At 71.5% G+C, this 11,443-nt stretch carries 7 protein-coding genes; all 7 read right to left on the bottom strand.

Going from position 1 to position 11,443, the window contains the following annotated elements; all coding sequences use genetic code 11:
* The coding region (gene sppA, locus DQW85_RS34690; RefSeq protein WP_113703989.1) for a signal peptide peptidase SppA at positions 1 to 1,527 on the bottom strand (1,527 nt) is incomplete at its 3' end.
* Positions 1,528 to 1,617: 90 nt separating this feature from the next.
* A complete protein-coding gene (locus tag DQW85_RS34685; RefSeq protein ID WP_113703988.1) occupies positions 1,618 to 2,970 on the bottom strand; it encodes a S8 family peptidase in 1,353 nt (450 codons plus the stop codon).
* A 165-nt stretch (positions 2,971 to 3,135) separates the two neighbouring features.
* Positions 3,136 to 5,037, bottom strand: coding sequence for a S8 family peptidase (locus DQW85_RS34680; RefSeq protein ID WP_113703987.1), 1,902 nt, complete (start codon positions 5,035 to 5,037; stop codon positions 3,136 to 3,138).
* A gap of 286 nt (positions 5,038 to 5,323) precedes the next feature.
* Complete coding sequence (locus tag DQW85_RS47785) at positions 5,324 to 7,288, bottom strand: S8 family peptidase (protein ID WP_162795611.1); 1,965 nt, start codon at positions 7,286 to 7,288, stop codon at positions 5,324 to 5,326.
* 120 nt (positions 7,289 to 7,408) lie between these two features.
* On the bottom strand, positions 7,409 to 9,580 hold the full coding sequence (glgB, locus tag DQW85_RS34670; protein WP_113703985.1) for a 1,4-alpha-glucan branching protein GlgB: 2,172 nt from the start codon (positions 9,578 to 9,580) through the stop codon (positions 7,409 to 7,411).
* A gap of 136 nt (positions 9,581 to 9,716) precedes the next feature.
* Positions 9,717 to 10,868 carry a copper amine oxidase gene (locus DQW85_RS34665; RefSeq protein WP_240197622.1) on the bottom strand — a complete coding sequence of 384 codons (1,152 nt, stop codon included), beginning with the start codon at positions 10,866 to 10,868 and terminating at the stop codon, positions 9,717 to 9,719.
* Between the two features lies 1 nt (position 10,869).
* On the bottom strand, positions 10,870 to 11,443 hold a 574-nt coding region (locus DQW85_RS34660; RefSeq protein WP_113703984.1), incomplete at its 5' end, for a Tat pathway signal sequence domain protein.

The raw sequence follows: 11,443 nt of genomic DNA, 5'->3' as shown, positions 1-11,443 counted from the left end.
CGGGAAGGTGCGCACCGGCGCGTCGTCGGCCAGGCCGACGCGCTTGCGGGCCAGCGCCAGCGCGTCCTCCAGGCCGCCCAGCTCGTCCACCAGGCCGCCCTCGCGGGCGTCCGCGCCGGTCCAGACCCGGCCGCGGGCCAGCTCGTGGGCCCGGTCCCTGGTCAGGCCGCGCGAGTCGGCCACCTTGCCCACGAAGTCGTCGTAGATGCGGTCCAGCCAGGCGTTCACCCGTGCCCACTGCTCCGGCGAGAAGCCGCGCGTGGTCGAGAACATGCCGGCGTTCGCCCCCGCGGCCACCAGCTCGGAGTTGACCCCGATCTTCTCCAGCAGTTCCGCGAGCACCGGCTTGCCGCCGAACACGCCGATCGAGCCGGTCAGCGTGCCGGGCTGCGCGATGATCACGTCGGCGGCCATCGACACGAAGTAGCCGCCCGAGGCGGCCAGGTCTCCCATGGACACGATCACCGGCTTGACCTTGCGCGTCAGCACGACCTCGCGCCAGATGGTGTCGGAGGCGACGTACGACCCGCCGGGGCTGTCCACCCGGAACACCACGGCCTTGACGTGATCGTCCCGCCTGGCGGCCCGCAGCGCCGCGCCGACCGTGTCGGAGCCCATGGCGCCGCCCCCGCCGAGCGGGCTGCGCCCGCTCCGGCCCGTCTTGATCGGCCCGTTGCCGTGCACGAGCGCGATCCCGTCGGCCGTGGGATGCGGCAGCTTGCGCACGGCGGCGGCCCTGACGTACCTGGAGACGAACAGCAGGTGGGAGTCCTCCCCGGCGGCCTTCTTGACCTCGTCGTAGACCTCGTCCCGGTAGGCCAGCCGGTCGACGAGCCCGGCGTCCACCGCCTCGGCCCCGAGAAACGGCCCGCGGTCGATCAGCTCCCGGACCTTGCCCGGGTCGAGCCGGCGCGCCTCGGAGATGCCCGCGACGAGCTGCTCCGTGACCGACTCGAGGATGCGCTCCACCGACTCGCGGTGCGGCTCGGTCATGTGGTCCTGGGTGAACGTGTTGGCCGCGGTCTTGTACTCGTGGCGCTGGCCCAGCTCGTAGCCGACGCCCAGCTTGGACAGGGCGCCCTTGACGAAGCGCTGCTCCAGCGCCACCCCGGTCAGCCCCACGTCGCCGCTCGGCTGCAGGTAGACGCGCTCGAACGCGCTGGCCAGGTAGTAGGGCACGGTGCCGTTGCCGAACTCGCCGTAGGTCTCGGCGAACGCGACCGTGAGCCTGCCCGAGGCCCGGAACCTGGTGACCGCCTCGCGCAGCTCCTGCACCATGCCGAGCCCCAGCGGGTGGCCGCCGAGCTTCACGACCAGCGCCTTGACCCGGGAGTCGGCGCGGCCCCGCTTGAGCCCGGCCAGCACGTCGGACAGGCGGGGCTTGCGCATGGACAGCACCGCGGCGAGCGGGTCGCTGGGCGGTCCCTCGGTGAGCCCCTCGGTGAGGTCGAGCTCCAGCACCAGCGGGGCCGTGCGCCGCTGGCGAAGCCTGTCAACGGTCTCGAAGATCGCCTTGCCTGCGTCCATAGAAGCCACCCTAAGCGGCAGGAGTCGGTCATGGGCTACCAACTCCTGCCGGAAGGAACGTCAGTACCGATCCTCCTGCCGGAGAGGTGATCAGTGACGGTCGCGGAGGGCGGCGAAGACGTCCACGCGCGGGGTGGTGACCTCGCCTTCCGCGCTGGCGTAGGCGATCGGCTTGCCGGTGCGGCGCAGGGAGTCCAGCAGCTCCTGCGGGCTCTCGCGCCTGCGGGCCTGGTGCAGCAGGGCGAAGGCGCCCGTGACGTGCGGGGCCGCCATCGAGGTGCCGTTCAGCACGCCGTACAGGTTGCCGGTCAGCGACGACTTGATCTGCGCGCCCGGCGCGAAGAGGTCGAGCAGCGCTCCCCGGTTGGAGAACGGGGCGACCGCGTCCTGCTTGTCCGTGGCGCCCACGCTCACCGTGGTGGACACGCACGCCGGCCAGGAAACGGCCGCGTCGAAGCCGTTGTTGCCGGAGGCCACCACGGTCGCGACGTTCTTGGCCAGCAGCGCGTCGGCCGCGGCCTTGAAGTCCGCGCCCTCGCCTGTGTCGCAGTTCGCCGTGTGCCGGCCGCTGCCCAGGCTGAGGTTGACCGCCGCCAGGTTGTACCGCTCGGCCACCAGTTCGGCGTAGGCCATCCCGGTCAAGATCGAGGAGTCGTAGGCAAGGATGCACGCCCTGCGCCCGGCGGGGCAGTACGGCGAGTCGTCGAACCGGCTGAACACCTGCACCGGGATGATCTTGGCCTTGGGCGCCACCCCGGTGGCCGGGAACTCAGGCGTGCGCTGCCCGGCGGCGATGCCGGCGACGTGCGTGCCGTGGTAGCACAGGCCGTACTGCGGCTGGGGCGCCTCCTTCATGCACGCCTCGGCCTCGGCGTCCGCGGCGCCCGTCCCGATCTGGAACTGGCTGCCGTTCGGGCAGAGCGAGGTGGACTTGTCGGCGGGCTCCGTCGCGGAGAAGCACGCCTGAGCGACGATCCGGCCGCCGAAGGCGGGGTGGTCGTCGTCGATGCCGGTGTCGAGGACGGCGACCGCGGTGCCCCGGCCGCTGACGCCCCGCCTGTGCGCCCTGTCGGCCCCGATCAGCGGGACGCTCTCGGCCAGCGTGGGCTCGTTCAGCCCGTCCTTGCGGATGGAGACCACGTCCGAACGCTCGGCGATCTTCGCCAGCTCGTCCCGAGTGCCCTGGTAGACGAAGAAGTCGAGCTTCCCGGCCACCTCGGCGGGCGGCGCGGCCCGTACGTTCCTCCTGCCCTCCCTGACCCCCTCAGCGGCGGACAGCGCGGACGGGACCTGGGCGGGCCGCTGGACGCGGACGATGGCCCGGTGCTCGCCCGACGCAGTGATCGCCGAATCGATCTTCGACTCGGGATCCGCGTGCGCGGGAGCGGCGACGAGCCCGGCAGAGGTGGCGGCGAGCGCGACGGCGCCGGCCAGCAGGGACATGAGCCTCAACGGTGACTCCGGAGGGTGGGGGATGTTCCTCGGCTGAAGTGTAGTTATTGGGGCTATTGATGTAAGGGAGGCGGGAGTGCTCCGTTACGGCGATTTGTCGGTGAGCACGGCGAGGGCCGGCTCTTCACCGGGAGCCGGCCCTCCAGACTGCGGGGGTTACCTGTTGACGTGCCTGCCGAGGTAGGCGGCGGCCTTCAGCTGCTGCGCCGCGGTGCCCTTGACGCGGTACTTCTCGGCCACGGTGAGCACCTGCTTGAGCGTGGCGGCGCCGTGGACCTTGGAGGAGGCGTTGTGGACGCCGTGCGCGTAGTTCAGCCAGGCGGCCAGCAGCTCACGGTCCAGCACCGCCTGGGCGCTCCTGCCCGTGGGGTTGAGCACCTTGTACGCCCTGGACAGGGTCCCCGCGCCGGTCACCTCGGGAAAGACCGCGCTGCCGTTCTGCGTGATCGACAGGTAGCACAGGAGCGTCCGGTCGGACAGGGCGCCCTTCGACTTCAGCATCTCCCTGGCCCAGGCCTTCGAGGTCAGCGCCTTGGTGCCACGTCCCCGCGCGCAGGTGTCGGGCGTCGGCTCGGGATCGGGGTCGATGCCGATGAGTTCGGGACCGGGCTCAGCGGTCGGCGTCTTCGTCGGGGTGGGGGTGGGAGTCCCGGTGGGCGCGGGAGTCCCGGTGGGTGTGGGCGTGGGTGTGGGCGTGGGCGTCGGGGTCGCCTTCGGCGGGGTGGCCTTGGCCAGGTCGATCCGCTTGGTGGTCACCCCGTCGTAGGTGATGCTCTTCCCGGTCTCCTGGAGCTTGGCGAGGATCTGGGCGACGCTCATGCCCGGGTACGCCTGCTTCATCACCGCGAACGCCCCGGCCACGTGGGGAGCGGCCATCGACGTGCCGTTCAGGTTGCCAAAGGTGTTGTTCGGCATCGAGGAGTTGATCTGCACGCCGGGTGCGAACAGGTCGAGCAGCCGTCCCCGGTTGGAGAACCCCGCGACCGCGTCGCGGTCGTCGGTCGCGCCGACCGCGACGGCGCTGGAGACGCAGGCCGGAGAGGAGACGGCGTCCGTGAACCCGTTGTTGCCGGAGGCGACGACGGCCGCGACGCCGAGCGTGACGAGAAGGTCGAACTGCTCCTTGGTCGCGATGTTGGCCGGAGCCGTGTCGCAGTGGGTGGTGTTCCGGCCCGAGCCGAGGCTCATGTTGACCGCCACGACGTCACGCGCCGCGGCGATCATGCCGACATGCCGCAACGCGAGCAACTGGTCGGAGGTGAAGCTGAGGAAGCAAGGAGCGTTCCGCCCCGCGGCCTGCTGGCAGATCGGGTTGCTGTCGAACCGGCTGAAGACCTGGATCGGGATGATGCCCGCCTCCGGGGCCACCCCGCTGGACGGCGAGCCCGTGGCCTTCTTGCCCGCGGCGATGCCCGCCACGTGGGTGCCGTGGTAGCACTGGTTCGCGCCGCCGACCACGCACTTGGCGGTCTCGGCGTCCGCGGCGCCCCCGCCGATCTGGCTCGGCTGCCCGTTCGGGCAGAGCGAGCTGGCGGCGTACTCGGGGTCGTTGGACGAGAAACAGGCCTCCTCCATGATCCGGCCCGCGAAGAACGGATGGTCGCGGTCGATGCCCGTGTCCAGGATGGCGATCTCGGTGCCCTTGCCGGTCCAGCCGGCCTCGTTGGCCTTGTCGGCGCCGATCAGCTTCGTGCTGACGTCAAGCGACGCGGCTCTCAGCTCGTCCTTGTAGATCGCCGCGATGCGGTCGTCCGTCTTGAGCCTGTCCAGGGTCTTGGTGTCGAGCTCGGCGACGAAGAACTTCGCCCCCTGTGGCTTCTCGATGACCTTGGTGGCGTTGGACGCGCTCTCTGCCGTCGCTGCCACGGCCTGGAGGCTCGCGGGTGACTTCAGCTGGACGATCGAGCGGACTTTGTCTTCCTTCTTGATCTCCGCGGCCAGCTGGGCGCTGACGTCGGGATCGTTGGCACTGGCGGCCTGGGCCGCCGGGGCCGCGATGAGCGCGGCCGAGGTCGCGGCCAGCGCCAGGGCGCCGGCCAGCAGAGAACGTAATCTCACTGCTCCTCCGAGGGGGGTGCCCGTCCGTCACCGGACGGGACTGAGGGGAGACGGGGCACCGCCGAACGGCGCGGCACGCCGGGCAGGAGCGGCGGCCTGCCGTGAACCCCGTCAGCCCCCGTCAGCTCGCCCGCCCTGGCCCGGATATCCGGATCAAGTCCCCCATATGATCTTTAGTTACGAGGCAGGAGTGTACAGAGGGATATATGTCGCCCGTAGTGCTGAAACGGATCGTTATCCGGATATGCGCAGTTCCGGATAGGTGCGTGCGCCAGTGGGACGGGATTCAGGACGACAGGCTCTTGGCTGCCTTCCGCGCCATGGCGGGTGTGGTCCTGGGGCTCAGCCGGACCCGTTCCGCGTTCTTCAGCGCCGTCGTGCCGTTGGCTCCGTGCGCCCAGTTGAGCCAGCCCGCCAGCAGGGCGCCGTCGAGGCGCTGCCTGGCGGTCTTGGTGGCCTTGAGGGTCCGGTACGCCGTGCCCAGGGTCGAGGCTCTGGCCAGCTCGGGGAAGACCTTGCTGGCCTTCTGCGCCAGCTTCAGGTAGCAGGTCAGGGTCGCGTCGGGGATCGTCCCGCCGGCGCGGTGGACCTCCGCGGCCCACTGCCGGGCCGTCATGCGCTTGGCGGTCCTGCCACGGGTGCAGACCGTCGCGGCGGTCGGGGTCGGGGTCGCGGTCGCGGGAGTCGGGGTGACGGTCACCGTCACCGTGACCGTCGGCAGCGGGACGGGGGTGGGGTGCGGGCTGGTGCCGGGGTTGTCGGGCCTTGGGCCGTCGCCCGGCGGGTCCTCCGGCGCGGGCGAAGGGCCGCCGCCGTCCGACGGGTCGGGGTCCGGGGCCGGGGCCGGGGTCTGGCTGATCGACGGCTGCGGCGCCGAGCCGGTCAGCGCCGCGAGCACGTCCAGCCGGGGCGTGGTCACCTGCGCGCCGTTCGACTCGTACGCGTACGGCCGGCCCGACGCCTTCAGCTTCGCGACCAGCTCAGCCATCGGAGCCTGCGGCGACTGGGCCTTGAGCAGCGCCAGCGCGCCCGCCACGTGCGGCGCGGCCATGGAGGTGCCGCTGTGCACGGCCTTGGCGTTGTCCGGCACCGCCGACTCGACGTCCACCCCCGGGGCGAACAGGTCCAGCAGCGCCCCCCGGTTGGAGAAGCCGGCGATGGCGTCGGCGTCGTCGTTCGCGCCGACCGCCACGGCCGAGGAGACGCACGCCGGGAAGGAGGCGCCCTCGAACGACTCGTTGCCCGCGGCCACCACGGTCGCGATGCCCTTCCCCAGCAGCGTGTCGACGGCCGGTTTGAAGGCGCGCCCCTCCTCGCTGTCGTCGCAGGAGGTGTCGGACGGCGCGCCGCCGAGGCTGAGGTTCACCGCGGCGATCGGCTGCGACAGCGTGGCCACGTACTCCATGGCCAGCCGGAGCGACGACTCGTAGGCCAGCAGGCACGACGGCTCGCCACAGATGTTCTCGTCGTCGACCCGGCTGAACACCTGTACGGCGACGATCCCCGCCGCCGGCGCCACGCCTTCGCCGCCCGCCGCGATGCCGGCGACGTGGGTGCCGTGCTCGCACAGGTTGACGCCGCCCGCGAGGCACTTGGCGGTGGCGGCGTCGGCCGCGCCCGGCCCGGTCTGCGTGGGCTGCCCGTTGGGGCAGAGGGACGCCACACCCTGGTCCACGGCCGAGAAGCACGCCTCCGCGACGATCCGGCCGGCGAACGCGGGGTGGTCGCGGTCGATCCCGGTGTCGAGAACGGCCACCGCCTGGCCGCCGCCCGTGAACCCCTTCGCGTGCGCCTGGTCGGCGCCGATCAGCTTGAGGCTGGAGGCCAGCGTCGGTGGATAGGCGCGGTCGCGGTGGATGGAGGACACCCGCGGGTCCGCCGCCAGCGCGGTCAGCTCCTCCGCGGTGCCCTCCACGACCATGAACGGCTGCGTACGCGGCTGGACCACGACGTCCACGCTCTCCGCGGCGGCCTGGCTCGCCACCGGCGCGTTCTGCGCTGCGTCGGTCAGCTCGACGATGGCGCGCACCTGGCCCTCGTCGAGGGCCAGTCCGTCCTCCAGCTTCTCCCGCGGCCCGTCAGGCGCAGGTGTCTCCGGAGCAGGCGTCTCCGGTGTGGGTGTGTCCGGTGTGAACGGGTCCGGTGTGGGTGTCTCCGAAGTCGAAGTCGGAGCCGGAGCCGGGGTCGCCGCCGGCGCGGGCTCGTCGGCGAACGCCGGAACCGCGGGAGCGGCCGTGACCACGGCCAGCACGATCGAACACACCAATAACCGGCGAACTCGCACGCGTCCTCCGAAGACGGGGTGATCTTCGAAGTTTAGGATCAATCACCCGGCGCGCACAGTCCCAGGTGTCCCTTTCTCACCGAACTTTCACGTGTCGTCCTCTGGGACGTCAGGATGCTCGTTGAGCAGCCACACGGTCCCGAGCGGCGGCACCCGCAGCCTGGTGGAGTACGGCAGGCCGTGCCACCCCTCCTCGACCGCCTCGACCCCACCCAGGTTGCCGACCCCGCTGCCCCAGTAGTCGTAGGCGTCGGTGTTGATCACCTCGGACCACTCCCCGCCGTACGGCAGGCCGAGCCGGTAGTCCTCGTGCGGTGAGCCGCTGAAGTTGGCCACGCACGCCAGCGCCGATCCGTCGGCCGCGTAGCGGAGGAACGAGAACGTGTTGCCCGGGGCGTCGTCGGCGTCGATCCAGCGGAAACCCTCGGGGTTCGTGTCCTGCTCCCAGAGCGCCGGGGTGTCGCGGTAGCGCCGGTTGAGCTCGCGGACGAGCTTCTGCACGCCCTGGTGGCCGTCGAACTCCAGCACCCACCAGTCGAGCCCGCGCTCCTCCGACCACTCCGATCCCTGGCCGAACTCGCCGCCCATGAACAGCAACTGCTTGCCAGGATGCGCCCACATGAACGCCAGTAGCGCCCTGAGCTGCGCGAAACGCTGCCACTCGTCGCCCGGCATCTTGCCCAGCAGCGAGCCCTTGCCGTGCACGACCTCGTCGTGGGAGAGGGGGAGCACGTAGTTCTCGGAGTAGGCGTAGATGAGCGAGAATGTCATCTGGTGGTGGTGATACTGCCGGAAGACCGGCTCGTGCTGGAGGTAGGCGAGGGTGTCGTGCATCCAGCCCATGTTCCACTTGAAGCCGAACCCGAGCCCGCCGAGGTGCACCGGCCGCGACACGCCCGGCCAGGCGGTCGACTCCTCGGCCACGGTCGAGATGCCCGGAGCCTCCCGGTAGACGACGGAGTTCATCTCCTTCAGGAACTCGACGGCGTCGAGGTTCTCCCGGCCGCCGTAGACGTTCGGCGTCCACTCGCCCTCGCGCCGCGAGTAGTCGAGGTAGAGCATCGAGGCCACCGCGTCCACGCGCAGCCCGTCGACGTGGAAGTCCTTCAGCCAGTAGACGGCGTTGGCCACCAGGAAGTTGCGCACCTCCCTGCGGCCGAAGTCGAAGACGTACGTTCCCCAGTCGGGGTGCTCGCCGCGGGCCGGGTCGGCGTGCTCGTACAGCGGGGTGCCGTCGAAGCGAGCCAGCGCCCAGTCGTCCATCGGGAAGTGCGCGGGCACCCAGTCGAGCAGCACCCCGATGCCGGCCTGGTGCAGCCGGTCCACCAGGTGCCGGAACTCGTCGGGGGTGCCGAACCTGGCCGTGGGCGCGTAGTAGGAGGTCACCTGGTAGCCCCACGACCCGCCGAACGGGTGCTCGGCCACCGGCAGCAGCTCCACGTGCGTGAACCCCATGTCGCGCACGTACTCCACGAGCTGGTCGGCCAGCTCCAGATAGGACAGGCCGGGCCGCCACGACCCCAGGTGCACCTCGTAGACGCTCATCGGCGCCTTCTGCGGCGTCTTCTCCCGGCGGGCGGCCATCCACTCGTCGTCCTGCCACTCGTACGTGGAGTGCTCGACGATTGAGGCGGTCTGCGGCGGCACCTCCGTGCGCCGGGCCATCGGGTCGGCCTTGTCGCGCCACACGCCGTCGGCGCCCAGGATCTGGTACTTGTACCGCTCGCCGGCGTCGATGCCGGGGACGAACAGCTCCCACACGCCCGACCGGCCGAGCGAGCGCATCGGGTAGGCGGTGCCGTCCCAGTGGTTGAAGTCGCCGACCACCCGGATGCCGCGGGCGTTCGGCGCCCAGACGGCGAAGGCGGTGCCATCGACGTCCTGGTGGCGCAGCACGCGCGCGCCCAGCACCTCCCAGAGCCGCTCGTGCCGCCCTTCGCCGATCAGGTGCAGGTCGACCTCGCCCAGCGTGGGCCAGTGCCGGTAGGGGTCGCGCACCTCGTGCGGCTCGCCGCCGGGGTACTGGACGCTCAGGGTGTAGTCGGGCACCTTGTCGAGCCCCGGGACCGTCACCTCGAACACCCCGTGGGCCTGGTGTCTCATGTCGTGGGCGGTGCCGTCCTCCAGCACCACTCGCACCCGCTCGGCGAGCGGGCGGAGCGTCCGGAACGTCACACCCCCCGAGGCCGGGTGCGCCCCGAGTATCGAGTGCGGATCGTGGTGCGCACCGCCCGCGAGGCGGTCGAGCTCTGTCCTCATCGGCATGCTCCCAACCCTGCCCTATGACCACCGTCCATCCCAGGCACTGCCCGCTTTCACCGCGACAATCACCGGAAGTTGTGAATCTCACGTTTATGTCGGATTCGCTTGTGGGCTTTTGGGGGAGGCCGTCCCGTTATGGGGTGGGGTTCTTCGCGGTCACGTCGCGCGGGGTGATCCGGAAGCCCTGCCAGTGGATGGGCATCGGGTCGGCGTCCTCGTCCCTGGCGACGTGGTGGAAGCCGACGTTCACCCACAGGACGGGGTCGGTGAGGCGTTCGCGGCCCGCGTACCTGTCGACCGACTTGCGACAGCGCGGCGCCGGGTTCTGGGTGGCCAGCCGCTCGCACGCCTTGTACTGCGTGACGTAGAGGTCGGCCCGGGTGAACGCCTCGTCGGACGGGCCGCGGTATTCGGCGCTGTCGGAGTTGTTGATCTCCCAGGACATCGCGTGCCGGTCGGCGTTGAGCGCCTGCGGGTCCACCACGCGCCACCAGCGCGTGCGCCGGTTGACCGCCCGGGTCTCGCGGGTGAACGGGGTGCGCAGCATGCTGCGCTTCTTCGTCCGGTCGCCCGCGAAATCGTACTGCTCCACGACGTCCGGCGACCCGCCGTGCACGTCGAAGTCCATCCGCCAGAAGACGTTGTGGCTGTGGGACTCCTCGAAGTGCCGGCGGCCGACGCCGATCGGCCAGCCGTGCTGCGGGGTGGTGACCGTGCCGGCCAGCGACCCGGTGGCGCCGAGGCGGGGCGTGATGGAGCCGTCGTCGCCGAACAGCCACTCGGAGACGTAGGTGTACCAGCCCACCTGGTAGGCCGCCAGGACCACCAGCTCGCGTCCCTGCCTGGACCTGCGCTGCGCCGGGTCGCCGTAGCCGTCCTTGAGGTGCGCGTGGCCGCGGGCCCGCGTGGTCACGCACACCCGCTCGCCGCGCCGTTCGCCGCCGGGGCAGTCGGCGCTGGTGAGCGCGATGGCGGCCTCGCCCATGGAGCCGATGTCGTGGTAGCGGGGCTCGCCGCTGTCGTACGGCACGTGGATCTGCGCGAGCGCCGCGCTGCGCAGCACGCTGGTGGCGGTGCCGCCGTTGGGCGTGTAGACGACCTTGCGCAGGGTCAGCCCCTCGATCGTGCGCATCTCCCAGCACATCTGCCAGCGCGCGCCGTTCGGCAGCGTCTGGTCGATCAGGTACGGCGAGCCGCACGCGGCGGCGGCCGGAGCCGCGACCGTCGCGGGGGCGGAGTGACCGGCTGCGGCCACGAAGGCCGCGAGGGCGAGTCGGAGGAACACGTCACCACTCCAGGGTGTGAACCTTCTTGGCGGACAGGTCGACGACGATGCGGCTGGTGTCGAGGAACGTGCCGTCGGGCAGCCGTACGAACAGGCGCAGGCAGCGGTGCGTCGCGCAGCTCCCGCGAGGCGCGGTGTAGATCAGCCCGCGCAGCGTCAGGTCGGCCGCCGACCCCAGCTCCCGCCCGGCGGCCCTGCGGTAGGCCGCCCGGACCCCGTCGCCCAGCTCCGGGTCGCGGAGCAGCAGCTCGGCGGCTCGCGCCTCCTCCCGGCGGGACGGGGGAGGCTGCACCCCCTTGTCCGTCACCTCGCGCACCACCCTGCCCTCGCCCAGGTCGACGGTGCGGACCGTCAGCTCGTCGCGGGAGTAGTCGTAGACGTAGGCGTCGGCCCGCCTGTCGTCTTCGCTCGCCTTGCCGTCGTCGCGCTCGACGTAGAGCAGCTCGGCCCGGCCGGCGGCGAGGTGGGAGCGCATCCCCGCGGTGGCGATGCCCGCGGCGCGCTGGATCTCCTCGGTCGTGAGCGGATCGGCGGGGCCGGGGGCGGCCGGCTCGGCGGCGCGTCCCGCCCGTGCC

The organism is Nonomuraea lactucae (genome assembly GCF_003313395.1).
Lineage (GTDB): Bacteria > Actinomycetota > Actinomycetes > Streptosporangiales > Streptosporangiaceae > Nonomuraea > Nonomuraea lactucae.
This window is presented reverse-complemented; position numbering and strand designations above follow the sequence as displayed.